The following is a 22,317-nucleotide window of genomic DNA, read 5'->3' on the forward strand; positions in this document are numbered from 1 at the left end:
TTATTGCGGTTTCAACTGGCGTAATTGGTAATGCAATACCGCCCAAGATCCCACCACCGCCAATGATGCCGAAATGGTCAGCAACAACAAGAACTCGGAAAAGCTCAAAAACAGCAATTCGAAGGAGCCGTTGTACAGCGTCGACAGTTTCTCCACCGGCGACTCCAGAATCAGCAACATAACCGTGACGATCAGCCAGCCCAAGAAGCCGGAGATAAAACCGAGCCAGAATCCGGTGTACAAAAACGGACGCTGGATAAAGGCATGCGTCGCGCCGACCAGTTTGGAAATAAACACTTCGTCCTGGCGATTTTGCAACTCCAGCCGGATGGTATTGCCGGTGATGAAAGTCACGGCAAACCCGAGCAGCAGGCTGACCAAAGCTACGCCGCGGCTGGCGATCAGCATGATGGTTTGCAGCCGGGCCACCCATTGCATATCGACCTGGACGAATTCCACTTGCGGCAACTGCTTGAAATCGGCCATCAGTTTCTCGATGTCGTCACTATTTTCCAGTGCATTTTTCGGCAACACCTGGATCACGCTGGGTAACGGATTGCGTTCCAAGGCGTTCAGGGCATCGCTAAAACCACTGTTGGCTTTGAACTCCTCCAACGCCTGCTTTTTGCTGATGTACTTGACTTCGGCAACGCTCGGGTTTTGCCGCAACTGTTCCAGTAACTTTTGCCCCACTGCGTCGGTGATCCCTTCGTGCAAGAACAGCGACATCTGGTTGCTGGATTCCAGATTGCCGGTGAGCTGCTGCACGTTTGCCACCACGATATAAAAACTGCTGGCCAACGAAACGGCAATCGCCAATACCAACACCGTCATCGCCGAGGTAAAGGGGGTCCGGGTCAAACGGCCCAGGCTGGAAAACAGGCCGTGGGCGTGGTTCAGCATATAGGCCTGAAATAATTCCACGATGCGGTTGCCGGCGTGTTTGCGGCGGATTTGCTTCATCATCAGCTTGTTACCAGATGGCCTTTGTCGAGCGTCAACACCCGGTGCTCCAGATGGTTGATCAATTCGATGTCGTGGGTAGCCACCAATACCGTAACCCCGACCTGTTTGAACTGCTCGAACATATGCATGACTTCCGCCGACAAATCCGGGTCCAAGTTACCGGTCGGCTCGTCGGCTAATATCAGTTTCGGTTTGTTGACGATGGCTCTGGCAATACCGACTCTTTGTTGCTCGCCGCCGGACAAAGCCAACGGGTGTTTGCGTTCCTTGCCAAGCAGGCCGACCTTATCCAACGAGGCTCGGACCCGGCGCGCGACTTCCTGGTGGTGATAGCCGGAAACCACCAGCGGCAATGCCACGTTATCGAACACGGTGCGGTCGTTCAGCAACTTGTAATCCTGGAAGATCAAACCCAGGTTGCGCCGCAGGTAGGGTATTTTCCGATCACCGATACGGCTGATATTCTGGCCGTCCAAAAAAATATTGCCGCGCGTGCATTGCTCCATCATCGCGATCAATTTCAACAAGGTACTTTTGCCGGCGCCGGAGCGGCCGGTCAAAAACGCCATCTCGCCACGTTGCAAATGAAAACTGACGTCGGTCAAAGCCTCGCCGGCATCCGGATAGCGTTTGCTCACGTGTTCGAATTTCAGCATAAGCTCAGTCTTTTACGAACAGCGCATCGACGAAGCTTTTCGCGTCGAAGTCCTGTAAATCGTCTATCTGTTCGCCGACGCCGATAAAACGGATCGGCACCCGCAATTGGTTGGCCAACGCGAAAATGATACCGCCTTTGGCGGTACCGTCCAATTTGGTCAAGGCGATACCTGTCAATTCGACCGCTTCGTTGAATAATTTGGCTTGCGACAACGCGTTCTGGCCGGTGCCGGCGTCGAGAATCAGCAATACTTCGTGCGGCGCGGATTCGTCCAACTTGCCCATGATGCGTTTGATCTTCTTCAACTCGTCCATCAAATTGGATTTGGTGTGTAGCCGGCCAGCGGTATCAGCGATCAACACATCGATGTTTTTGGCTTTGGCCGATTGCAGTGCGTCGAAAATCACCGAGGCCGAATCGGCGCCGGTATGCTGGGCTACCACCTGGATATTGTTGCGCTCGCCCCAAGTTTGCAATTGCTCCACCGCCGCGGCGCGGAAGGTGTCGCCGGCCGCCAGCATCACGCTGTGGCCTTGCTGCTGTAGGCGTTTGGCCAATTTGCCGATAGACGTAGTCTTGCCGACGCCGTTGACGCCGACCACCAAAATCACGAACGGCCCATCCTGTTGCGGGATCTGCAACGGCTGGCTACACGGCTGCAGCATGTCTTGCAAGTTTTGTTTCAACGTCGCAGTCAACACGTCGCCATCGCTGAGTTGGTCGCGCTCCAGGGTATCGGTTAGTTGTTTGATGATCTGCGTGGTGGTCTCGACGCCCATGTCGGCCATCAATAAATTGGCTTCCAGCTCGTCGAGCAGTTCCTTGGTTACGGCTTTTTGGCCGAATGCCAAACTGCCCAATACTCCGCTCAGCCCACTGCGGGTTTTCCGCAATTGGCTGGACAAGCGCAGGTATAAAGATTCCTGGCTGGCCGGCGGTGCGGCAGCCGGCTCGGCGGTGACGGCCGGCACCGGCAACTCGCCGGCTTCTTCGACTTCGTCGCCGAGGCGGTAACGGCTGAACAGTAAAATTGCCAACAACGGCAGCATCAACAAAGCCGCAAATGCGTTATGCGCGACCGCCAACGGCAACGGCAGCGTGTACTTGACCGCGAATACGCCAAGCGCGATTTGGATCAACAATAGCAAACTCAGCGCGTTGCCAGCCATGCGCACCGGCTTGGGATAGCGCTCCGAGGTCGCAACCAACATCAAGCCGCTGAGCACCAGAAACGCAAAACCGGCGAATATGCGGTGTACCGCTTGGATTGCCATTTTGGCATCGGCCGACAGGGCATCGGCGTTGCCGAACAGATCGAATGCGCGTTGGTAATCGGTAGCGGGCAACCATTGGCCGTTACAACGCGGAAAATCGGTACAGGCCAGACCGGCATAATTGCTGCTAACCCATCCGCCCAAGCCGATTTGCGCCAACAGCACGAGTATCCCAAACCAGGCGAACCAGGTCGGCCCCGACTTCGCCGCTCTGGGCGTCAAACCCGGATGCAGCCGCAAGTAACTCCAGGCGATCGCCCAAAACGTGGCAAATCCCAACAGCAGATGGCTAGCAACCACGATGGGCATAGTGCCGGAGGCTACGGTCCACATGCCCAGCGCCGCCTGTGCGGCAATCAGCGCCAAAACCACACCGCTGGAAGCCAGCGCAACGCCGCGCTGGCTCTGGCGCCAGGCCAACCCGAACCAAACCAGAGCCAACGCAGCCAGGCCGCCCGCCAAATAACGGTGTGCCATTTCTTTCCAAGCCTTGGCAGTATCGAGCGCTTGTTGCGGAAAACCGGCTGCGGCGTCCGCTTTGAATTCCGGACTGTCGCTGACGAAGGCTTTACCGTAACAACCCGGCCAATCCGGGCAGCCCAATCCGGCGTGGGTCAGGCGAACGTAGGCGCCGACGACGATGACTAGCAGCGCCAACAAGGCGCAGCACAGGGTGAGTTTTCTGAACATGTGATCAACCGATTTGTGAAATTCTGAGTAACTTGCTCAAGTCGTCTCTGACCTGATACGGATCGTAACCGGGCGCATATTTCATCATCAGGTTACCCAACGGATCCATGATCAGCAGGCTACCGTCCGGTAGCGGACTTGGGTTTATTGTTGTTAGTTTTTGTTGCAAGCTTGGTGCCGGCAAGGCCTTCAGCAAGCGGCCGTCATCCCTCCATTCGGCCGGCAGCGGCAGATTGCTATCGAATACCAAGGCCAAACGCCGAATCCGGGCGATGTCCTTACCCACCATCAAACCGATCTGATTGGTTTTATACAGCGCCTCGCGGCATATTTCGCCGCATGGGCCGGCTACCGGATTGACCAAGATCCAATGCCCTTTCAACTCGCCGATGTTTTCCGCGGAAAAGGCGTCGGCGCCGGAAAATTCGCCGGCTTCGGTAGCCAACGGCGGACTGATCAATTCGCCGTGGTTGGTGCCGAGCCGAACGGTGCCCGGATGTTTAGCCAGATACCAGGCAATGCCGAACGGGATCACCGACATGGCGAAAATGACCAAAATAGTAATACGGTTTTTACGATGTTGTTTATCCACGGTGTGCTTTACGGCTGCTGTGCCAAATAAACAGAACGGTTAAGGCCAATGCCAAACCGAACCATTGTACTGCATAGGCTCGGTGTTTTTCAGGCGGGATCGCCACCGCGGTTTTCCATTCGCGGCGGTAGCCCTCCGCTTGATCCGAATTCAATTCGATTTGGTAATCAGCCAAGGCGTAACCCAACTTCTCGGCCAACAGGCCGGTATCGACGATTTGCACCCTGACCGGCCAGCTGTCGCCGGGAATTTCGGCGCCCTGCAACCGGATGCCGGGTTCCGGAAATCGGTTAATCCGCCCTTGCACAGTGTCTATTTGCCCGGCTATCGCCAAATCCGGCGTAATATCGCGCGACGCGCCCAAACCTATCCAGCCGCGGTTGATCAACACGGCGGCTTGGCCGTTACCGGGCAAAAACGGCGTCAACACCAGATACCCCGCTTTACCGTCCAAAATCTGATTGTCGATCAGAATCTGATGCGCTCGATCGTAGTGTCCTCGCAAAATCGCCGGCCGGTACCGGTACTCCGCCGCATCGACAAACACATCGCCGTTCAAATCCAAGGCCGGAGCGGACAACGCCGCCTGCTGCGCATCCAATAAAACTTGCTTTTCCGCACCGCGCCGCAGCTGCCAGAAGCCCAAGTTACACAGTAACGCCAGCAACACCACGTAGCCGGCTAGCATGGGCCAAGCGAACTGAAACTCGACACCGAATAAATTGAATCTGACCATAATGTTTCCCAAGCGTTGCCCCGCTATTGGCAAGCACACTTTATTCGCCGAAAATGCTTATTTTTATCCGGTTCCGCCGACATGCTCATTAAAATCCTCATCATTGCCGCATTTATCGCCATCGTCATTAGTCTCGGTTCGGCGTTGTTCCATATCGTCAAACATAAGGACGACGAGGATTCGAAGAAGGCCGCAAAAGCCTTGACCGTCAGGATCGGCGTGTCGCTGGCGGTGTTTATTTTGCTGTTTATCGCCTTCGCCACCGGCTTGATTCAACCCCACGGCATCGGCCTGCGTATGCACGGTAGTCCTGCCGCCTCTGCTGCCAACCCGCCGAAACCTTGATTTTGCACAAAAAAAAAGCGCGATCCGCACAGACCGCGCTTTTTCATGCGTAGCGTTCGAATTTACAGCAGATAAACGAACACGAACAAACCCAACCAGACCACGTCGACGAAGTGCCAGTACCAGGCAGCCGCTTCGAAGGCAAAATGGTTTTCCGGTGTGAAGTGGCCTTTCCAACTTCTGAATAAGACCACCGACAAGATGATCGCACCGACGCAGACGTGGAAACCGTGGAAACCGGTCAACATAAAGAACGTAGATCCGTAAATGCCGGAACCCAAAGTCAAACCCATTTCGGCGTAAGCTTCGTGGTACTCGCTGGCTTGAAACGCGACGAACAAAAAGCCCAAACCGACGGTTGCCGCCAAGCCTTTGATCAATTGGCTACGATTTTTAGCCAACAAGCCGTGGTGAGCCCAGGTGCAGGTTACGCCGCTGGTCAACAGAATCAGCGTGTTCAGAAACGGCAGACCGAAAGCGCCCATCGGTTCGAAATCGCCGCCGACTTTGCCGGGACCGTTGGTAGGCCACACCGCTTGGAAAGCCGGCCACAATATGTCGTGGGTGGAACGGCCCGGACCGCTGGTAGCGCCGGTTTCGCCCAACCAGGAGACGGACAGGTTACGGGTATACCACAAGGCGCCGAAGAACACGGCAAAGAACATCACTTCCGAGAAAATGAACCACATCATGCCCATCCGGTAGGAAATACCCACGCCGTGGTTATACATGCCGGATTCGCTCTCGGTGGCTTGCAACGCAAACCAAGCCCCCAGCATCGCAACGAAAACCAGAAAACCGGTAATCATCATGCCGGAACCTGCGGTATTTCCGTTCAAATAGTTGGCAAAGCCCGCCAGCGTCAGCATCAAGCCGGCGGTCGCCATCACCGGCCACGTGGCTTTATGCGGGATGTAATAAGCTGCGTTTGTCGACATAACCTTCCCCTTCGTTAATTTTCAGAATTTTCAGTAATTTCAAAAAAAGTGTAAGACAGCGTAATGGTTTTATAACGCTCCGGCAGCTTGGGATCGACCACCAGGCGCACGGTCATATTTTTTTCTTCGTTCGGTTCGAAGATTTGCTCCAATTCGCAGAAGCAAATCACTTTGGTCACATATTCCTTGACCTGACCCGGCGCATACGTCGCCACTGCCCGCACCTTCAACCGCCGGTCGCTCAGGTTCTTGGCATAAAAGCCCACCGAGTAATATTGGCCGGGATGCACCTTCAAACTGGACGTCTCGGCCTTGAACGCCATCGGCACCGACCGGTTTAACGACGTCAGAAACTCTACCGTCACTTCCCGATTTTGTTCGGGCTGGAACGCGGTTTCTTGTTTTGCCACGGTCTCGACTTTGGCGTTCTGGCCCACCAAATCGCACAGTACGTTGTACAGCGGGACCAGTGCGTAACCGAAGCCGAACATCATCGCGGCGAACAAAACCAGTTTCACCGCCAAACGACTATTTTTCTTTTCTAAACCATCGTCGCTCATTGCGACATGGCCTTCATAACCGCCAACACGTAGATGGTTATCGCGATTGCTGCCAACACCACCGCCGTCAAAATATTTTTCTTTTTAATATCCATGTTGCTCCTCGCGATGCCCTGCCGGGTATTTCCCGGCAGGGCAATCAACCGGCATCGTTATTACCGACTTAGAAATGCTCTGTCGGAATTTTTTCCGGTGGAGTAGTAAAGGTGTGGTAAGGCGCAGGCGAAGGCACGGTCCATTCCAGACTGTGCTTGCTGGCGTCTTCCCAGACTTCGTCACTGACTTTTTCGCCGGTGCCGCCGCGAATCGTGTCGATCACGATGTAAACGAACAACAATTGGCTGAAACCGTAAATGAAGGCACCGATACTGGATACCATGTTCCAATCCGCGAACTGGACCGCGTAGTCCGGAATCCGGCGCGGCATACCGGCCAAGCCCAGGAAGTGTTGCGGGAAGAACAGGATGTTGACCGAAATCGCCGACAACCAGAAATGCAGTTTGCCGATTTTCTCGTTGTACATATTGCCGGTCCACTTAGGCAGCCAGAAATAGCCGGCCGCCATCAGGATGAACACCGAAGCAGGGACCAACGTGTAGTGGAAGTGGGCAACGATGAAATAAGTATCGTGGTATTGAAAATCCACCGGCGCCACGGACATCATCAAACCGGTAAAACCCCCCATCGTGAACAGCACGACGAACGCGATCGAAAACAGCATCGGCGTTTCGAAGGTCATCGAGCCTTTCCACATCGTCGCGGTCCAGTTGAAAACTTTCACGCCGGTCGGAATCGCAATCAGCATCGTCGCGTACATGAAGTACAACTCACCTGCCACAGGCAAACCGACGGTGAACATATGGTGAGACCAAACGATGAAGGACAGGAAAGCAATCGCACCGGTCGCATAAACCATAGAAGCGTAACCGAACAGCGGTTTACGGGCGAATACCGGAATGATGGTCGAAGCCACGCCGAAGGTCGGCAGAATCATCACATATACTTCAGGATGGCCGAAGAACCAGAAGATGTGTTGGTACAGCACCGGATCGCCGCCGCCGGCCGCATCGAAGAAGCTGGTATCGAAGAATTTATCGGTCAACAACATGGTTACCGCACCAGCGAATACCGGCATGATCGCGATCAGCAGGAACGCGGTGATCAGCCAGGTCCAGACGAACAACGGCATTTTCATCAACGTCATGCCGGGCGCGCGCATGTTGAAGATGGTCGCGATCACGTTAATCGCCCCCATGATCGAAGAAATACCCAACATGTGCACCGAGAAAATCGCAAACGGAAACGCTTTTCCGGTTTGCAACACCAGCGGCGGATACAAGGTCCAGCCGGCGGCCGGAGCTCCGCCTTCCATGAACAGTGTGCTGGCCAGCAACAAGACGCCAGCGACCAACATCCAGAAGCTCATGTTGTTCATCCGCGGCAACGCCATATCCGGCGCACCGATCATCATCGGGATCATCCAGTTGGCCAAGCCGACGAAAGCCGGCATTACGGCGCCGAATACCATCACCAGCGCGTGCATGGTCGTCATCGAGTTGAAGAAGTTCGGATCGACGAATTGCAGGCCGGGTTCGAACAACTCGGAGCGGATGATCAGCGCCATGGTGCCGCCGACGAAAAACATCGCCAATGCGAATACCAGGTACAGGGTACCGATGTCCTTATGGTTGGTGGTGATTATCCACCGTAAAATGCCCTTTTCCGGGCCGTGATCGTGGTGATCGTGATGATCATCATGTTCAGCTACGACAGCAGTCATACTTTATACCTCAGCAAAAAATAGAAAATGAGTTCAATGCGTGATTCAACGAATTACTCATCATCGTCCCATTTGGGTGTGATTTTGTTGGGCTGAATTTCATCACCCACGTTGTTGCCCAGCGCCGGAGCGTTTCTGATGTAGGTAATCAGCTCGGCCAATTCGTTATCCGGCAATTTGCGGAAAGCCGGCATTTTGCTGGTACCGGCTTGGATGAAGCCGATCAATTGGTCCATGTTACCGGTCACTTTGGCGCTGCCGCTCAGAGCCGGAAACCAACCCGGAATACCTTTGCCGTCGATCTGGTGGCAAGCCACGCAGTTTTTCAGGTAAACCGATTCGCCGTGAGCCATCAGCGAGTTACGGGTTTGGTCGCTCAAATCGGGAGCTTGGTTTTGCTTGTCCAGGGTAGCTTTAACCCAGGCGTCGTACTGGTCTTGTTCCATCGCAATCACGACCACCGGCATGAAGCCGTGGTCGCGGCCGCACAATTCGGTACATTGGCCGCGGTAAGTGCCGGGCTTGTCGACGTAGGTCCACGCTTCGTTGACGAATCCGGGATTGGCGTCTTTTTTCCAGCCCAGTTCGGGTACCCACCAGGAATGGATCACGTCGGCCGCGGTAAACAGGAAACGGATTTTCTTTTTGACCGGAACCACCAACGGTTTGTCGACGTTCAACAGGTAGTTGGGTACCGAGCGCGGATCCATGGTGCTGACGCGATGCACCCGTTCGCTGGCTTCGTCCAGATGGCTTTCGAAATGGATGCCGTTGTCCAGGTACTCGTAATCCCAGTACCATTGCTTGCCGGTCACCTTGATCGACATTTCCGATTCCTGGGTGCGGTCCAGATCGACTACGGCTTTGGTCGCCGGAATCGCCATGCCGACCAGAATCAGGGTGGGGATGATGGTCCAGATGATCTCGACCGTGGTGTTTTCGTGGAACTGCTCGGCTTGATGGCCTTTGGATTTGCGGTGGTGGTAAATCGAATAAAACATCGTGCCGAATACCGCGATGCCGATAAAAACGCAGATCCACATGATCAACATGTGCAGGTCGTACAACTCGTTACTGAGCTGGGTCACGCCTTTCGTCAGATTGAGTGTGTAGTCCGCATGCGCCGATCCGAGCCCTAAAGCCATCAGAACCGGACATGCGAGCAGTTGCTTGGTTTTCTTCACGGAGCAGCCCCCATTGGTAGTTATAAACTTGTATGCGTTATATCGTCGTAACCTTGCCGCCCGACACCAAACAGGCAACAAACTCCCTTTACAGATAATTGTCATAAATAAACTGGGCAATTTTAACCCATGACTCCCCGGCAGACCAGAAGAGCTTTTCCCGTTTGCACCGTATCGACATAAAAAAGGCTCGCGGACATCGCTGCCCGCAAGCCTCCACGGCATTGCCGCCGATTTTTCGATTGACTTAGCTTAATACTTCTGCATAAGCCTTATCGTACGTCGGAATATGGCTGTCCAACCAGCTTTTGACCATTTGCCCCACCTCGTCGGTGACGTCGGCTTCGCCGGCATGGAATTTCTTCTGCAAATCGGCGCAAATACCGACCAGCGCATCGTGTTCGGCCTTATGCCGCTCGTAACCGCCGAAACCTTTGGCCTGCATTTCCTTTTCCTCGTGGGCGAAATGGTCGACCACATAGGCAATCAACGCATCCAACGAAGCGCCGACGGTTGCCCGCGCCGCGCCGCCGGTTGCGTCGTCGTACAACTTGTTCAACAACCCGAACAGAGTTTGGTGTTCTTGATCGGCAAAGCCAACGTTGGTGCCGTATTGTGCTGCGGTCCAAGTGATTAAAGCCATAAAACGTCTCCTGGTTATAGTTGTAATGGAGCCGTCATTCTCAACATCCGCCGATTAATTTTCTTGATGTAGATCAATATTTTGCCAGGTTGGCAGCCGCAGGCCACTTGACAAAAACTCAAAATCGCCGGCTTCCGAATAGGGCAACATGCCCAGGAACTGCGCCGGCAACTCGGCCTGCAAATACGCCACATTTTCGGCAAAGTACGGCATATGCTCGACGATTTGCACGGCAACCCAACCGGCACAGGGCAAGCCGGATTCGGCGACGGCCTGCAACGTCAACCGCGCGTGGTTCAGGCAACCGAGCCTGATACCGACCACGACCAGCACCGGCAAACCCAATATCCGAGCCAGTCCGGCATTGTCCAATGTTAAGCTCAGCGGCGAGTACCAGCCCCCCGCTCCCTCGACCAATACCACCTGCGCCCGCTGCTGCAAGGCGCCGAAGGCTGCCGAGATAATTGCCGGTTCCACGTCGGCTCCGCCGCACGCCAAATGCGGCGACACCGGCTGTTCGAAGGCATAAGGATTCACCAAGTCGTATTCCGCGCCGACCGACGCGTTTTGCATCAACAGCAAAGCATCTTGGTTCTGTAATTTGCCGCCACGCCGCTCGCAACCGGCCGCCACCGGCTTCATCCCCGCTACCGAATAGCCCTCGCGCCTGAAACGGTGCAGCAATGCGGCCGTGGCCCAAGTCTTACCAATATCGGTATCGGTCCCGGTGACGAAATAAGCCATTTTCATCGCATCGCCCGTAGATAAATAATTTCATAACTCGCAACAATCGGGCCGTCAGCCATCGCCGCCTCGTAATGCGCAATCATGCGTTGCAGAGACGCCCGACTGGTTGGCCGGGGATTCCGGCGAATGCTGGCATTGTGGGCGCCGATTCCTTTCAGTTCCCGCATCAGCGCTAACACCGACGGATAGGGCTGGCAGACTAACTCGGCTTCCAGTTCGAAACGGCTCCACCCGGCCGCAATCAGAAACCGGCGAATCTGCTCGACACTATAAAACTCGTTGACGTGGGCAAAATCGTCGACCTTGCCCCAGGCCGCCTTCAATTCCGCCAAGGTGCGCGGACCGAAAGTCGACAGAGCCAAACGACCGTCGGCGCAAAGCACTCGCCGGCAATCGGCCAGCAGAGCCCTTAAATCTTCGCACCATTGCACCGCCAAATTGGAATAGATCTGGCCAAAACTGCCGTCGCGGAACGGCAAGCGTTCGGCATCGGCGCAGACGTAGGCAGCCGGCAAACCGGTGCAGTTTCGCCGCGCGGTCTGCAACATCGGTAGCGCGATATCCAATGCAACGCTAGCCGGCGCCCGCCCAGCCAAATGCCGGGTCAAAAAACCGGTACCGCAACCGATGTCCAACAGCGGCCAAGGCGAAGCGGCACAGGAAGATTTTGCCAACAAGGTTTCGCCGACCCGGCGCTGCAAACCGGCTAACGCATCGTAACCTTCGGCCGCAGCGGCAAACGACTGCCGGACTTTGGCCTTGTCCAACAGTGCCGAATCAACCATCGCCCAGCAGAATATCGACGAGGGCTTGCGGATGACTGAGAAACGGCGTGTGTCCGGCGCCTGGCAACACCTGTATCTGCAGCGCCGGCTGCAAATCCCGCAACGCGGCAGCCGTCGCCACAGGGACCAGGGTATCCTTGTCGCCCTGGATCACCCGTATCGGCAGCTTTAATGCGGCCAATTTATCGCGCGCGTCGTGCAGCTTCAAAATCCGCAACCCACCCTGCAACGCCGCAAAATCCGGCGCATCGCACTCCGCCACACTGTGTTTCAACTGTTGCAACAGGGCTTTGGCATGCGGCAAACCTTGCACTTGCAAACCCAAAAACCGTTGCAGCGTCTGTTTAGCGTCGTTACCGAGCAACTCGGCAAAACTGTCCAGCACCTCCGGCTTGACTCCCGGCCAGCCGGGTTCGCGGACGAAACGCGGATTGCCCGCCAACAATGTCAAACAGCGGACGCGGTCGGGACACACGGCAGCCATATCGATGGCGACCGTCGCGCCCAAGGACCAGCCCAACAAATCGAAACTCGGCAGCGGAATTGCCGCCAGCAAGGCCTCGACAATGGCCGGCATTTCGAAATTCGCTATCGGTGCACTGCGGCCGTGCCCCGGCAAATCCAGACAAATCACCTGCCGCCGTTCGGCCAACTGCCGGGCAAACTCGCGCCAAATACCGCTGTGCATGGCCCAACCGTGCAGCATCACCAACGGCCGGCCCTGGCCGTGGCCGTGGACTTCGCAATGGATGCCGCTCACCGCAACACCTTGCCCAGCGCCGCCAGTAACGCGTCGACTTGTTGCAGACTATGGTGCGCGGTAAACGTGATCCGCAAACGGGCGCTACCGGCAGGCACGGTCGGCGGCCGGATCGCGCCGACCCAAAATCCCAAATCCGCCAACTGCCGACTGGCGGCTAGCGCGCGGCCGCTGTCGCCAACCACGAGCGGCTGGATCGCCGTGGCCGAATCCATCAGCGGCAAGCCCTGTTGCTCGGCGCCGCGGCGGAAATGGCCAATCAATTCTTGCAACTGTTCCCGCCGCCAGGATTCGGCTTGCAGCAACCGTAAACCGGCGCGGGTGGCCTCAGCCACCGCCGCCGGCATGGCCGTGGTGAAAACGTACATTCTGGCTTTTTGAATCAGATATTCGATCAATTCTGCCGAACCGGCAACGAACGCGCCGAAGCTGCCGAAGGCTTTGCCTAGCGTGCCCATCAGGATCGGCACTTGCTCGGCGGAAAGGCCGAAATGTTCGACCACGCCGCCGCCGTTACGACCCAACACGCCGAAACCGTGGGCGTCGTCGATCAACAATCCGGCTTGGCATGCGTCCGCCAGCCGCGCCAACTCCGGCAAAGGCGCCACATCGCCGTCCATACTGAATACGCCGTCGCTGACGATTAACGCCCTGCCCTGAGCCCGCGCAAGCTTGGCCTGCAGGTCTTCGCTGTCTGCGTGGCGGTAACGCTGAAACCGGGCGCCAGACAGTAAACCGCCGTCCAGCAGCGACGCATGATTGAGCCGGTCCTCGAACACATAGTCGCCGCGGCCGACCAAAGCCGAGATCGCTCCCAGATTGGCCATGTAACCGGTCGAAAACAGCAACGCCCGCTCCCGGCCGGTGAACGCGGCCAATTCCTGTTCCAAGGCATGGTGCGCCGAACTGTGGCCGCAAATCAAATGCGCGGCGCCGCTGCCGCAGCCGTAACGGTCGGCGCCGCTCCGGAACGCCGCGACCACGTCCGGATGATTGGCTAGACCCAGATAATCGTTGCTGCAAAAATTCAGCAAGCGACGGCCCTCGACCTGCAATTCGACCGCCTGCGGCCCGTCGACAATGCGCCGGCGCCGATACAGATTTTGCTGTTCTAACTGCTGCAGGCTTGCGGAAAAATCGTAAAACCGATTCGACATCAGGCGTAGCTGGAGCCGCCCATCCGCACGCCGAGCCTGGCGAACAACTGCTTGTCCTGGTTGGTCATCGGATTGTCGGTGGTCAGCAATTTGTCGCCGTAGAAAATCGAGTTAGCGCCGGCCAGGAAACACAAAGCCTGCATCTCGTCGCTCATTTGGGTACGTCCGGCCGACAAGCGCACCCGAGATTGCGGCATCATGATCCGGGCCACCGCCACAGTCCGCACGAACACGATTGGGTCCAGCGTTTCGGTACCGTGCAACGGCGTACCCTGCACTTGCACCAACATATTGATAGGCACGCTCTCCGGATGCTTCGGCAAATTGGCCAACTGCAACAGCAATTTGGCACGGTCGGTTTCCGACTCGCCCATGCCGACGATACCGCCGCAGCAAACGTTGATGCCGGCGTCGCGCACCCGCTCCAAGGTATCCAGCCGGTCCTGGTAGGTACGGGTGGTTATGATTTCCGAATAATAATCTTCCGAGGTATCCAGATTGTGGTTGTAATAGTCCAGCCCGCCTGCTTTCAAAGCCTGGGTTTGCTTGTCGGTCAACATGCCCAGCGTGACGCAGGTTTCCATGCCCAAGGCTTTGACGCCTTTGACCATTTCCACCACCCGTTCGATATCGCGGTCTTTCGGACTGCGCCAGGCCGCGCCCATGCAGAAGCGCGATGCACCCTCCGCCTTGGCCCGTTGCGCGGCCTGCAATACCGCATCGACCGGCATCAACGCTTCGGGCGCCAAGTCCGAATCGTAGCGCGCGCTTTGCGGACAATAACCGCAATCCTCGGAACAAGAACCGGTTTTAATACTGAGCAGGCTACTGACCTGCACTTCGTTCGGATCGAAACAGGCACGATGCACCGTTTGCGCCTGAAAAATCAGATCGTTAAACGGCATGCCAAACAAGGCTTCGACTTCATGCAATTGCCAGTCGTGGCGAAGCGCCGCCGATTCCAAGGGTTTTTGGCTTGCAGACATTCTGTTACTCTCCGAAATAATATGAGGCCGGGGTTTTACACCCACTTATCAACCTGATTGCAAACAAATGGTAAACAACTGGCTGAAGATTATACAACGAAACCTGATTCCGCCGCGTTGCGTGTTGTGCGGCGACACCGGCTTTGCCGATTTGGATTTGTGCGCGGGCTGTTTGGGCGATTTGCCGCGCAATCTGTGCTGCTGTTACCGTTGTGGCGAACCCTTCGCTAGCGAGCTCGCTCTGCCGAGCTTGTGCGGGCGCTGCCTGAAACGCTCGCCGCAGTTCGACGAGACCTACGCGCCCTATCTGTACCGTTACCAGATGCCGTATCTGATCGGCCAGTTGAAATTCGGCCGGGATTATAAAAATGCCCGCCTATTGGCCATGCTGCTCGGCGAACATATCGCCGCCGGCGCCGAATTACCCGAACTGCTGCTGCCGATGCCGTTGCATCCGAAACGTTACCGGGAACGCGGCTTCAACCAGTCGATCGAGATTGCCCGCCATTTGGCGCGACGGTTCGATATTCCGCTGGACTTGTACAGTGCCGTGCGCAGTCGGGACACCTTGCACCAGGCCGGCTTACCGGCCAAACAGCGGCTGAAGAATATGCGCGGCGCGTTTCGCTTGCAGAAAACGCTGCAGGCAGACCATGTAGCGATCGTCGACGATGTGATGACCACCGGCGCCACGGTTTCGGCGCTGGCCGGCGTATTGAAGCAGGCCGGTGTCGGCCGGGTGGATGTTTGGGTCTGCGCCCGGGCTTAGCGGTCCAGTTGCGCCGGCGACACGAACGGCAGCGCCTTATCCTGCACGGTTTTGATCGCCGCCAGCAATTTCTCGCGGCGCGAACCCAGCAACTGGACACCGTGCACCAACATCGCGATTTCCTCTTGCAGATTCTGCTGATCCACCGCCATCGTATTCAAGGCTTCGACGGTCGAATTCAGCAACAACTCGTGCTGGCTTTGGTAGGGGCGTTTGAAGCGAACCTGAAACGCGTCGCGTAAATTCTGCAACAGCTCTTCGAAACGTTGCTCGCTGAAATCGTCGCTGCCAATACCGGCCAGCAAAGCCTGTTCGGCATCGAACACGTCGCGTTGGTAAGCCTGCCGATACGCGGCGCGCAACTGCTCAATAGCATCCCGATGCTGTTCCGGCTGGCCCTGGACCTGGGCAACCAAGCGCGCCACCGCTTCAGACAGGCTGTACATCGGCGTCTGATGGCGCATGGCGTAAAGCGCATCCAAAGTCGCAGCCAATTCCAGCAACCGCGGTGCGGCATAATTTTCGGTTTCCAACCAGCGGTAAAACAACGCCTTGAACGCCGCCGGAAAGGTGCCGAATTGCTCGCAATAGGCTTCGACGAAAGCGCCGGTAAACTGCTCCAAAGCCGGCTGGTCCAGGGCTTGGCTTTTAATATCCGCCAACAAGCGTTGCGGCGAATCGCAGCCGACCGGCAGGCTTGGACTGCGGGCCACGCCGCGAAACGTAAACGGCGGTTCGGCAACGACATCGGTTTCCGCGGCTTCGGCCGCCGGCAAGGTCGGCTCAGCATCCAGCAACCGCCGCCAATAATCCGCCAAGCCCGGCGCCTCGCGGTCGCTGCCGATATGCTTGACGATGTTGTCGGCCAGCGAAAACAAACAACGGCTGGCCGGCGAATTGGCCGCCAGATCGATCACCGTCATCTGCAGAGCCACGGCCTTGGGCACGTTCTCGTCGCGGACGACGAACCCGCCGTATTCGACTTTTTGTTTCAGGCATTTTTCGCTGACCGCGGCAAACCGGCGGTAGGTTTCGGTCGCCGCCGGATAATCGGCGGCCTGATTGACCACAACCCGCAAACTGCCGCGGTAACTTCGGCCATTGAGGGCTTTCAGCAGCGAAAAGCCGTCGGTCAAGGCAGCCGGATCGGCGCTAACCAACAAAAAAGCATATTTCGCTGCCTCGACAAATTGCAGGAGCTTGTCGGTCAGCACGGCCGGCAAGTCGATGAAAAAATAATCGTACTGGCTTTCCAACTCCCGCACCGACCGCTCCAGATTCGCGCGTTGCTCGGCTGCCACAGGCGTCGCCAGCAGGCTTTGCGCACCGGGCAATACCGCCACGCCTTCGTGGGTTTTGACGATCGCTTCCGCCAAGGTCTTTCCGCCGCCGGCCGCTTGTTCCAAGCCGAACGCCGGCCTCAAACCCAGCAAGGTAGCGGTATTGGACAGCCCGGTATCGGCGTCGATGATGCAGACCGCCGCGCCGCGCGCAGCCATCGCCGCGGCCAGGTTAGCGACCAGGCTGGATTTACCGACCCCGCTCTTGCCGCTGGCAAACACCAACACCCGCGGCGGTTTACGAAGAACGTTGATATCCTGTAACTCTGAAACGGGACTTTCCATACTAAAACGGCAAACGGAACGGTAGCGGCGGACAACAGGCGATTCCGGGAATATCCGGACAATTCGGGCCGGCATTGTACGCTTAATCCGACAATTCCCCATTGGCTAAATGGCCGATCGATCCGTTAGGCCATTGCCGGCCGGACAACGCACCCAGCGGCCTCGGCGGCATTTGCCGAGTCTTCACGTATAATGCCGCGACCTGCAAACCAAACGAAACGCCATGACCACGCCACGCCTTGCCTGGGCTATCACCGGCTCCGGACATTACATCGAAGAATGTCTCGAATTCATGTTGACGCTCGATAACGTCGATTTATACCTAAGCCAGGCCGGCGAGGAAGTGCTGAAAATGTACGGCATCAAACTCGACGATATCCGCGCCAAAATGCCGATTTACCGGGACAAAGCCGCTTCGGCACCGCCGGTCGGGCTGTTTTACAAAGGCTACTACCACACCTTCGTGATGGCGCCGACCACGTCCAACACCATCGCCAAATGCGTGCTGGGCATCGCCGACTCGCTGGTAACCAATCTGTATTCGCAAGCCGGCAAATGCCGGGTACCGAGCATCGTCTACCCGTGCGATACCGCGCCGGAAATCGAGACCACGGCACCGGGCAAGAAAAAGTTCATGGTCTATCCGCGCCCGGTCGACCTGGAAGCCACCGATAAAATCCGCAGCTTTCCTTACACCCAAGTCGTCGACGACGTCGAACAACTCATCGTGGCGGTACACACCCGCCTGGCCGGGCTATGAGCGAAAAAATCCTGTTCATCACCGGCCGTCTGGCGGAAAAGCAGGTCAGGCAGGTGCTGGAAAAAATGCAGCCCGATTTCTTCTATAAGGTGCACGTGATGGGAGTAACGGTCGCGGCGCTGATCACCGCCGAGATGATCGCCCGCCGGCTCAGCGATACCGGCGGCGCCGACCGCATCGTGATACCGGGCCGCTGCCGCGGCGACCTGGACATGCTATCCAAGCATTTCGGCATTCCGGTCGAGCGCGGCCCGGAAGAAATCAAAGACCTGCCGCAACACTTCGGCATGGCCGCGCACCATTACGACCTGAGCCAATACCAAACCAAAATATTCGCCGAAATCACCGATGCGCCGAACATCGGCGTCGATGCCGTCGTCGAACGCGCGCACTACTACAAAGCCAACGGCGCCGACGTGATAGACATCGGCTGCCTGCCCGGCACGCCGTTTCCGCATCTGGCCGATTGTATCGAAACCTTGAAGCAGGAAGGCTTCACAGTCAGCATCGATTCGCTGGAGGACGCCGATCTGCTGGCCGGAGGCCGGGCCGGCGCCGATTACCTGCTGAGCCTAACCAATAAGAGCCTGTGGATTGCCGACGAAGTAGCGGCGACGCCGATTCTGATTCCGGAAACCCACGGCGACCTCGCCACGCTGGATCGCGCCATCGAAACCTTGAGCGCCAAAAATCGCGCCTTCATCGTCGATCCGATCCTGGACCCGATCCATTTCGGCTTCACCGAATCCATCGTCCGCAATTACCGCTTCCGTCAGCGCTACCCCGACATCGAAATGATGATGGGCGTCGGCAACCTGACCGAATTGACCCACGCCGACACCTCCGGCATCAATGCGGTATTGCTGGGGATTTGCTCGGAGCTGAATATCAACCATATTTTGGCCACCGAAGTCAGCAAGCACGCCCGGCGTGCAATCAAGGAAGCCGACGTGGCCCGGCGCGTCATGCATGCGGCGAAACAGCACAACACGCTGCCGAAACACATCAGCCCGGATTTGATGACCGTGCACGAGACCGCGCCGTTCCTGAACAGCCGCGAAGAAATCGAAAGCCTGGCCGGACAAATCAAAGACCCCAGCTACCGGATCCAGGTCAGCAGCGACGGCATCCACATCTTCAACCGCGACGGGCTGCATACCGCCACCGACCCGTTCGATCTGTACCCAAAATTGCAGGTGGAGACCGACGGCGGCCACGCCTTTTATCTGGGCGTGGAATTGGCGCGAGCCGAAATCGCCTGGCAACTGGGCAAGCGTTTCACCCAAGACCAACCCTTAAGCTGGGGCTGCGCCGGCCAAGGCCCGGAGCCGACCGTGGACTTACACACCTTCAAGCCGGCCGGCAGCACTTTAAAAAAACACGATGGCTAAGGAGGCTTTATGGCCAGCCAAACCGCGCTACTGATCCTGATCGCCATACTCAGCGCGGTACTGCTCTGGTTATGGCAACACTGGCGCCGCGCCGCCCGCGCCGATTTCATTCGCCGCTACGCCTTTCCCGCCGGCCTATTCGAAAAATTGCAAAAACGCCGGCCGCAGTTGGCGCGCAAGGACTGCGAATTGACCGCCCGCGCCTTGCGCCAGTTTTTTCTGGCCTATCTGCATGGCGGCCGTAACTTCGTCTCGATGCCATCGCAACTGGCCGACGACTTGTGGCACGAGTTCATCCTCTACACCCGGCATTACGAACAATTCTGCCGCCAAGCCTTCGGCGGCTTTCTGCACCATACGCCGGCCGTGGTGTTGAGCCGAAACCGGCGCAGCAATGCCGGCCTGCGCCGGGTCTGGTGGCAATGCTGCCGCGAGGAAAACATCAACCCGAGAAAACCCAGCCGGCTACCGCTCCTGTTTGCACTGGACGCCAAGTTGCAGATCGCCGACGGTTTCAGTTACGTCGCCGATTGCCGCGGCCAGATCGCCCGCGCCGACGACGACGGCCGCAGCGGCACGCCCTATTGCGGCGCCGATTTTGCCGACAGCAGTTTCGACGGCGACACCGACGGCTTCGGCGATGACAATGGCAGCAGCGACAGCGGCGGGGATGGCGATTCGGGGGGCTGTGGCGGCGGTTGCGGAGGCGGCGGCGACTAATTGCCGGCAGCGTTGCGCTCGCAACGCAGCGCCGCTTTGTCGGTTATGAACTGTCGCAAACCCGACAAACCGTTCTCGGACTATAGCTACAACCCACGGCCGGTCCGGGTTGTACGCTTGGTATCGGACTTGCTAATCAAGTCCTAACCGCCGCAACTGTTACTACAATGAAACCCAGACTGCACCCTTACCGCCCGCCCCTCGCCAACCTACCTAAGCCGGAGAAAACCTTATGCCAGCGCCGGCCTTGAAGCTCGCCGTTGCGACAAAGGACGGCATCTCGATCAACGAACATTTCGGCCACGCCAAAAAGTTCGGCATCTACAGCGTCAGCGAAAACTCCTGCCAATTGCTGGAAACCCGCGACGTCGATAACTACTGCCTGGGCCAGCACGCCGACCAATCGGCGATGGCCGGCATTCTGGAAACGATCAAGGATTGCCACGCCGTATTCGTGGCCCGCATCGGCGACGGCCCCACCGCCAAGGTTAACGCCATCGGCGTCCGCGCGGTCGCCGAATACGCCTACGCCGCAGTCGAGGAATCCTTACTGGATTATGCCCGGCGCAGCGCCGCCGGCGAGGTAATCGGATGACGCCGGAACATGTCGCGGCTTGGGCCGCCACCCATGCGTTATCGCCTATTCAAGTCGATTGCGCCGTGACGGTGATGCTGAAAATCCTGGACGGCAAATGCAAAATGCCGGCGCAGGAAAAAGTGGTGATGGCCTTGCTCTACGACCGGATCAAACATCTGCCCGGCCAATTGCTGGACGCCGACATTCACCAACTGATCGAATCCGCCCGCAATTGCGCTGACGAAGCGCTGAAATATCTGATCTACGAAAAACGCCTGTTGGCAGAAACCGCGATCTCGCGGCCGGTCATGAAAGGCTTTAAAGCGCTGATCCGCGCCGAAGGCTTGCTGCCGGCGAAAACCGCAACCGACCATAGCGAAGACTGAATTTCCTCCCACCAACCCCAAAGGCCGGCGCCAGGCCTGGGATTAGGGCATACGCCGGCCGCAATTGCCGCGACCAAGTCGGGCGCGGCCGGCTCAATCGAAAAAATCGAAGCTCATCTGCCCGCTCGGATCGGGCTTGCGGAACAAATCGCTGCGCAATGCCGGCAAGGAGCGGTCCAGACCCAGCTTCTTGCGAGCCAAGGCAAAGCGTTGGGCAATCAAATCGGCGTAGACCCCGCTGCCGCGCAAACGTTGGTGGAAGGCCGCATCGTAGGCCTTGCCGCCGCGGCTGTCGCGCACCCGGTTCATGATGTGCTCGGCCTTCAGCGGATAATGCTGGTGCAACCATTCCGCGAACAACTCGGCGGTCTCCAACGGCAGGCGCAACAATATGTATTCGACGCTGAGCGCGCCGGCCGCGCGTGCGGCAGCGGCGATCCGCTCCAGTTCGTGGTCGGTCAATACCGGAATCAACGGCGCCACCATCACGCCGACCGGCACGCCGGCCTCGTTCAAGCGCGCCACCGCATCCAGCCGCCGCTGCGGTGCCGAGGCGCGCGGCTCCAAGATTCTGGCCAAACTCCGGTCCAAGGTCGTGACCGACAGGCATACCGACGCCAAGCCCTGCTTCGCCATCTCGGCCAAAATGTCGATGTCGCGTTCGATTAAGGCCGACTTGGTAACGATGCTGACCGGATGCCGGGTCTCGGCAAGCACTTCCAAAATTCCGCGCATGATGCGCTGTTGGCGCTCCAAGGGCTGATAGGGATCGGTGTTGGTGCCCAAGGCCAACGGCGCACAACGGTAACTGCGTTTGCCCAGCTCTGCGCGCAGCAATTCGGCGGCATCGGCTTTAACCAGGATTTTGGTTTCGAAATCCAGACCCGGCGAATAGCCCAGATAAGCGTGGGTCGGCCGGGCAAAGCAATAAATGCAGCCGTGTTCGCAGCCGCGGTAGGGATTAATCGAACGGTCGAACGGGATATCCGGCGAATCGTTATAGGTAATCAGCGATTTACTGGCGTCGGCGACGATTTCGGTCGGCAGCGGCGGCAGATCGTCATCCAGACTGCCCCAGCCGTCGTCTTCGGCCTGGCCGCTTTGCTTCTCGAAGCGGCCGGCGGCATTGCTAATACTGGCGCGACCTTTGTAAATCAGAGGTTTGGACATCGACTGCTCCGCAAAACCGCCGCCGGCAATGAAGCTGCCGGCAGCCGCCGTCATTATACCCGGCGCCGCAGCCGCCGGAAGCGCTGGCCGGATGCCACAGCGAGCGCACAATTGCACA

The 22,317-nt window shown here is 57.5% G+C and carries 24 protein-coding genes; 7 read left to right on the plus strand and 17 right to left on the minus strand.

What is annotated here, in order from left to right; genetic code table 11:
• Genes ftsX through MKFW12EY_RS13705 form a run of 5 tightly spaced genes read right to left on the minus strand, consistent with a single transcriptional unit; the run spans position 1 to position 4,916 of the window.
• Positions 1 to 966: a permease-like cell division protein FtsX gene (ftsX, locus tag MKFW12EY_RS13685; RefSeq protein ID WP_306306011.1), complete on the minus strand. Its 966-nt coding sequence runs from the start codon at positions 964 to 966 to the stop codon at positions 1 to 3.
• A complete protein-coding gene (ftsE, locus tag MKFW12EY_RS13690; RefSeq protein WP_054759983.1) occupies positions 966 to 1,622 on the minus strand; it encodes a cell division ATP-binding protein FtsE in 657 nt (218 codons plus the stop codon). Before ftsE ends, ftsX begins: the two co-directional genes overlap by 1 nt.
• Before the next feature lie 4 nt (positions 1,623 to 1,626).
• Positions 1,627 to 3,588, minus strand: a complete 1,962-nt coding sequence (ftsY, locus tag MKFW12EY_RS13695; protein ID WP_221053185.1) for a signal recognition particle-docking protein FtsY — start codon at positions 3,586 to 3,588, stop codon at positions 1,627 to 1,629.
• Positions 3,589 to 3,592: 4 nt separating this feature from the next.
• Positions 3,593 to 4,180 carry a hypothetical protein gene (locus tag MKFW12EY_RS13700; protein WP_064021259.1) on the minus strand — a complete coding sequence of 196 codons (588 nt, stop codon included), beginning with the start codon at positions 4,178 to 4,180 and terminating at the stop codon, positions 3,593 to 3,595.
• Positions 4,173 to 4,916, minus strand: coding sequence for an SURF1 family protein (locus MKFW12EY_RS13705; protein ID WP_054760007.1), 744 nt, complete (start codon positions 4,914 to 4,916; stop codon positions 4,173 to 4,175). The genes MKFW12EY_RS13700 and MKFW12EY_RS13705 overlap by 8 nt, the downstream gene beginning before the upstream one ends.
• An 81-nt stretch (positions 4,917 to 4,997) precedes the next feature.
• Here MKFW12EY_RS13705 and MKFW12EY_RS13710 point away from each other — a divergent pair, with 81 nt between their 5' ends.
• Positions 4,998 to 5,261 carry a twin transmembrane helix small protein gene (locus tag MKFW12EY_RS13710; RefSeq protein ID WP_054760009.1) on the plus strand — a complete coding sequence of 88 codons (264 nt, stop codon included), beginning with the start codon at positions 4,998 to 5,000 and terminating at the stop codon, positions 5,259 to 5,261.
• Positions 5,262 to 5,323: 62 nt separating this feature from the next.
• Here the strand turns inward: MKFW12EY_RS13710 and MKFW12EY_RS13715 are convergent, their stop codons facing one another.
• From MKFW12EY_RS13715 to bioB, 10 genes are all read right to left on the minus strand, one after another.
• Positions 5,324 to 6,199, minus strand: a complete 876-nt coding sequence (locus MKFW12EY_RS13715; RefSeq protein WP_054759987.1) for a cytochrome c oxidase subunit 3 — start codon at positions 6,197 to 6,199, stop codon at positions 5,324 to 5,326.
• 14 nt (positions 6,200 to 6,213) lie between these two features.
• Entirely contained in the window at positions 6,214 to 6,759 is a 546-nt protein-coding gene (locus MKFW12EY_RS13720; RefSeq protein WP_054759988.1) for a cytochrome c oxidase assembly protein, read from the minus strand.
• 163 nt (positions 6,760 to 6,922) lie between these two features.
• On the minus strand, positions 6,923 to 8,539 hold the full coding sequence (gene ctaD, locus MKFW12EY_RS13725) for a cytochrome c oxidase subunit I (protein WP_054759990.1): 1,617 nt from the start codon (positions 8,537 to 8,539) through the stop codon (positions 6,923 to 6,925).
• A 53-nt stretch (positions 8,540 to 8,592) separates the two neighbouring features.
• Positions 8,593 to 9,723, minus strand: coding sequence for a cytochrome c oxidase subunit II (gene coxB, locus MKFW12EY_RS13730; protein WP_096875947.1), 1,131 nt, complete (start codon positions 9,721 to 9,723; stop codon positions 8,593 to 8,595).
• Positions 9,724 to 9,970: 247 nt separating this feature from the next.
• Positions 9,971 to 10,366, minus strand: a complete 396-nt coding sequence (locus MKFW12EY_RS13735) for a bacteriohemerythrin (protein ID WP_064027381.1) — start codon at positions 10,364 to 10,366, stop codon at positions 9,971 to 9,973.
• Positions 10,367 to 10,420: 54 nt separating this feature from the next.
• Entirely contained in the window at positions 10,421 to 11,116 is a 696-nt protein-coding gene (bioD, locus tag MKFW12EY_RS13740; RefSeq protein WP_054759992.1) for a dethiobiotin synthase, read from the minus strand.
• On the minus strand, positions 11,113 to 11,898 hold the full coding sequence (bioC, locus tag MKFW12EY_RS13745; RefSeq protein WP_054759994.1) for a malonyl-ACP O-methyltransferase BioC: 786 nt from the start codon (positions 11,896 to 11,898) through the stop codon (positions 11,113 to 11,115). The genes bioD and bioC overlap by 4 nt, the downstream gene beginning before the upstream one ends.
• On the minus strand, positions 11,891 to 12,658 hold the full coding sequence (gene bioH, locus MKFW12EY_RS13750; protein ID WP_082409702.1) for a pimeloyl-ACP methyl ester esterase BioH: 768 nt from the start codon (positions 12,656 to 12,658) through the stop codon (positions 11,891 to 11,893). Before bioH ends, bioC begins: the two co-directional genes overlap by 8 nt.
• Positions 12,655 to 13,815: an 8-amino-7-oxononanoate synthase gene (gene bioF, locus MKFW12EY_RS13755; protein WP_221053186.1), complete on the minus strand. Its 1,161-nt coding sequence runs from the start codon at positions 13,813 to 13,815 to the stop codon at positions 12,655 to 12,657. The genes bioH and bioF overlap by 4 nt, the downstream gene beginning before the upstream one ends.
• Positions 13,815 to 14,801, minus strand: a complete 987-nt coding sequence (bioB, locus tag MKFW12EY_RS13760; protein ID WP_054759996.1) for a biotin synthase BioB — start codon at positions 14,799 to 14,801, stop codon at positions 13,815 to 13,817. The genes bioF and bioB overlap by 1 nt, the downstream gene beginning before the upstream one ends.
• A 67-nt stretch (positions 14,802 to 14,868) precedes the next feature.
• Between bioB and MKFW12EY_RS13765 the strand changes: the two genes are divergently transcribed.
• The gene (locus tag MKFW12EY_RS13765; RefSeq protein WP_221053187.1) at positions 14,869 to 15,570 is read left to right on the plus strand and encodes a ComF family protein; all 702 of its coding nucleotides are present in this window, start codon (positions 14,869 to 14,871) and stop codon (positions 15,568 to 15,570) included.
• On the opposite strand, the gene MKFW12EY_RS13770 is transcribed toward MKFW12EY_RS13765, so the two are convergent.
• The gene (locus MKFW12EY_RS13770; RefSeq protein WP_054759998.1) at positions 15,567 to 17,195 is read right to left on the minus strand and encodes a nucleotide-binding protein; all 1,629 of its coding nucleotides are present in this window, start codon (positions 17,193 to 17,195) and stop codon (positions 15,567 to 15,569) included. The genes MKFW12EY_RS13765 and MKFW12EY_RS13770 overlap by 4 nt on opposite strands.
• 223 nt (positions 17,196 to 17,418) lie before the next feature.
• Here MKFW12EY_RS13770 and MKFW12EY_RS13775 point away from each other — a divergent pair, with 223 nt between their 5' ends.
• From MKFW12EY_RS13775 to MKFW12EY_RS13795, 5 genes are all read left to right on the plus strand, one after another.
• A complete protein-coding gene (locus MKFW12EY_RS13775; RefSeq protein ID WP_054759999.1) occupies positions 17,419 to 17,955 on the plus strand; it encodes a flavoprotein in 537 nt (178 codons plus the stop codon).
• Positions 17,952 to 19,346, plus strand: a complete 1,395-nt coding sequence (locus MKFW12EY_RS13780) for a DUF6513 domain-containing protein (RefSeq protein WP_221053188.1) — start codon at positions 17,952 to 17,954, stop codon at positions 19,344 to 19,346. Before MKFW12EY_RS13775 ends, MKFW12EY_RS13780 begins: the two co-directional genes overlap by 4 nt.
• 9 nt (positions 19,347 to 19,355) lie before the next feature.
• Entirely contained in the window at positions 19,356 to 20,066 is a 711-nt protein-coding gene (locus MKFW12EY_RS13785; protein ID WP_221053189.1) for a glycine-rich domain-containing protein, read from the plus strand.
• 232 nt (positions 20,067 to 20,298) lie between these two features.
• Positions 20,299 to 20,661, plus strand: a complete 363-nt coding sequence (locus tag MKFW12EY_RS13790) for a NifB/NifX family molybdenum-iron cluster-binding protein (protein WP_054760001.1) — start codon at positions 20,299 to 20,301, stop codon at positions 20,659 to 20,661.
• Positions 20,658 to 21,029, plus strand: a complete 372-nt coding sequence (locus tag MKFW12EY_RS13795) for a hypothetical protein (RefSeq protein ID WP_054760003.1) — start codon at positions 20,658 to 20,660, stop codon at positions 21,027 to 21,029. The genes MKFW12EY_RS13790 and MKFW12EY_RS13795 overlap by 4 nt, the downstream gene beginning before the upstream one ends.
• A 93-nt stretch (positions 21,030 to 21,122) precedes the next feature.
• On the opposite strand, the gene MKFW12EY_RS13800 is transcribed toward MKFW12EY_RS13795, so the two are convergent.
• Positions 21,123 to 22,199 carry a PA0069 family radical SAM protein gene (locus MKFW12EY_RS13800; RefSeq protein ID WP_221054612.1) on the minus strand — a complete coding sequence of 359 codons (1,077 nt, stop codon included), beginning with the start codon at positions 22,197 to 22,199 and terminating at the stop codon, positions 21,123 to 21,125.
• Positions 22,200 to 22,317 lie beyond the last annotated feature (118 nt).

The sequence above is a fragment of the Methylomonas koyamae genome, from assembly GCF_019669905.1.
Lineage (GTDB): Bacteria > Pseudomonadota > Gammaproteobacteria > Methylococcales > Methylomonadaceae > Methylomonas > Methylomonas koyamae.

Coding starts and splice junctions, on each gene's coding strand:
- ftsX (WP_306306011.1), bottom strand. CDS start 966: ATGATGAAGCAAATCCGCCGCAAACACGCCGGCAACCGCATCGTGGAA.
- MKFW12EY_RS13795 (WP_054760003.1), top strand. CDS start 20,658: ATGACGCCGGAACATGTCGCGGCTTGGGCCGCCACCCATGCGTTATCG.
- MKFW12EY_RS13785 (WP_221053189.1), top strand. CDS start 19,356: ATGGCCAGCCAAACCGCGCTACTGATCCTGATCGCCATACTCAGCGCG.
- ctaD (WP_054759990.1), bottom strand. CDS start 8,539: ATGACTGCTGTCGTAGCTGAACATGATGATCATCACGATCACCACGAT.
- ftsY (WP_221053185.1), bottom strand. CDS start 3,588: ATGTTCAGAAAACTCACCCTGTGCTGCGCCTTGTTGGCGCTGCTAGTC.
- MKFW12EY_RS13775 (WP_054759999.1), top strand. CDS start 17,419: ATGACCACGCCACGCCTTGCCTGGGCTATCACCGGCTCCGGACATTAC.
- MKFW12EY_RS13790 (WP_054760001.1), top strand. CDS start 20,299: ATGCCAGCGCCGGCCTTGAAGCTCGCCGTTGCGACAAAGGACGGCATC.
- MKFW12EY_RS13765 (WP_221053187.1), top strand. CDS start 14,869: ATGGTAAACAACTGGCTGAAGATTATACAACGAAACCTGATTCCGCCG.
- bioB (WP_054759996.1), bottom strand. CDS start 14,801: ATGTCTGCAAGCCAAAAACCCTTGGAATCGGCGGCGCTTCGCCACGAC.
- bioC (WP_054759994.1), bottom strand. CDS start 11,898: ATGGTTGATTCGGCACTGTTGGACAAGGCCAAAGTCCGGCAGTCGTTT.
- MKFW12EY_RS13720 (WP_054759988.1), bottom strand. CDS start 6,759: ATGAGCGACGATGGTTTAGAAAAGAAAAATAGTCGTTTGGCGGTGAAA.
- MKFW12EY_RS13780 (WP_221053188.1), top strand. CDS start 17,952: ATGAGCGAAAAAATCCTGTTCATCACCGGCCGTCTGGCGGAAAAGCAG.
- MKFW12EY_RS13705 (WP_054760007.1), bottom strand. CDS start 4,916: ATGGTCAGATTCAATTTATTCGGTGTCGAGTTTCAGTTCGCTTGGCCC.
- MKFW12EY_RS13770 (WP_054759998.1), bottom strand. CDS start 17,195: ATGGAAAGTCCCGTTTCAGAGTTACAGGATATCAACGTTCTTCGTAAA.
- MKFW12EY_RS13735 (WP_064027381.1), bottom strand. CDS start 10,366: ATGGCTTTAATCACTTGGACCGCAGCACAATACGGCACCAACGTTGGC.
- MKFW12EY_RS13715 (WP_054759987.1), bottom strand. CDS start 6,199: ATGTCGACAAACGCAGCTTATTACATCCCGCATAAAGCCACGTGGCCG.
- MKFW12EY_RS13710 (WP_054760009.1), top strand. CDS start 4,998: ATGCTCATTAAAATCCTCATCATTGCCGCATTTATCGCCATCGTCATT.
- MKFW12EY_RS13800 (WP_221054612.1), bottom strand. CDS start 22,199: ATGTCCAAACCTCTGATTTACAAAGGTCGCGCCAGTATTAGCAATGCC.
- ftsE (WP_054759983.1), bottom strand. CDS start 1,622: ATGCTGAAATTCGAACACGTGAGCAAACGCTATCCGGATGCCGGCGAG.
- bioD (WP_054759992.1), bottom strand. CDS start 11,116: ATGAAAATGGCTTATTTCGTCACCGGGACCGATACCGATATTGGTAAG.
- bioF (WP_221053186.1), bottom strand. CDS start 13,815: ATGTCGAATCGGTTTTACGATTTTTCCGCAAGCCTGCAGCAGTTAGAA.